This is a genomic window from Endozoicomonas atrinae (assembly GCF_001647025.1).
Lineage (GTDB): Bacteria > Pseudomonadota > Gammaproteobacteria > Pseudomonadales > Endozoicomonadaceae > Endozoicomonas > Endozoicomonas atrinae.
Genome location: NZ_LUKQ02000621.1, coordinates 1 through 979, shown reverse-complemented (window position 1 = coordinate 979; position 979 = coordinate 1). Strand labels below are relative to the sequence as shown.

Genomic DNA, 979 nt, shown 5'->3' with positions numbered 1-979 from the left:
TGAGAACCTTATTTCCGAAGATTAAAAAAACGGAAAGCGTATAGTTGTGTGATTTTGAAGATTTAAGTTGGACTTACCATCATGCTAGTAATTTGAGATAGCTTCTTACAAAGTCGCACATCGCGTAGCTACTGGAAAAATCAATAGCAGGCGGGTTAAGACCATCATCAGCCAAATCTCGATTTAGCTTGGTATTGATATGAAGCTCAGCACCAATAAGTTCGAAATTAATTCCGGGGATATTAATTAGATCATCGTTACCTTCCACTTCAGTCGTCAATGCTAGGTAATAATCAGCATCCAGCCCCAATCCATTGGCCATAAGAGCCATACCAACGTCAACGCCTTTCAACGTCAAGGGCTCACCAAGCAATGGCAAGTTGATCGATCCCGATAACCCCTTCCCAACCAGAGTAACCCCACTTATATTTTGCAGTTTTGAACCATCAGTCATTATGACTTCTTGTGATGCAATTCGCTCAATGGCTATACCACCTGACAAAACCACCACCGGATTATCTGCATCCAGAGGATTTTTAATTGAAACTTCTGCCTCTTTTACTGCCAGACGGAATGCTTGACCAGCAAATGCCAAAGCAATGGTTTCAGCGACAACATACCCCTCATCACCAAAACTGGATGAGAAATCAATTGCGGGGGCAGCCACAGCATTAAGAATTGCCTGAGTCGTAGGATCTACACCAGGAAACTGAGTAAAGTTCGCCTCAAAAACAATATCATCACCCGATAGATTAAACGCCAGGCTATTATACCAATTGAATTTTCTAACTACTGTATAACTGCCCAATCACGGGAGCACAGACTGAACAGTCGACCAGCTTCGCTGCAAAGGTTATTCCAAGCTTCACAGCAACAATCTACAATATTTTCATAACCTGAAAATGCTTTGTTTGATAAGTCATGCTCCCGCATCCACTCCCATAGCCTTTCTGAGCTGTTTAACTCCGGTGCGAATGGT

Annotated in this window: 1 protein-coding gene and 1 pseudogene; both read right to left on the bottom strand. The window is 42.6% G+C overall.

Going from position 1 to position 979, the window contains the following annotated elements; all coding sequences use genetic code 11:
• Positions 1 to 79 precede the first annotated feature (79 nt).
• A complete protein-coding gene (locus AK963_RS29600) occupies positions 80 to 808 on the bottom strand; it encodes a hypothetical protein (RefSeq protein WP_066018791.1) in 729 nt (242 codons plus the stop codon).
• Positions 790 to 979, bottom strand: a pseudogene (locus tag AK963_RS36285) (IS630 family transposase); the annotation flags it as partial. The pseudogene AK963_RS36285 and the gene AK963_RS29600, both read right to left, overlap by 19 nt.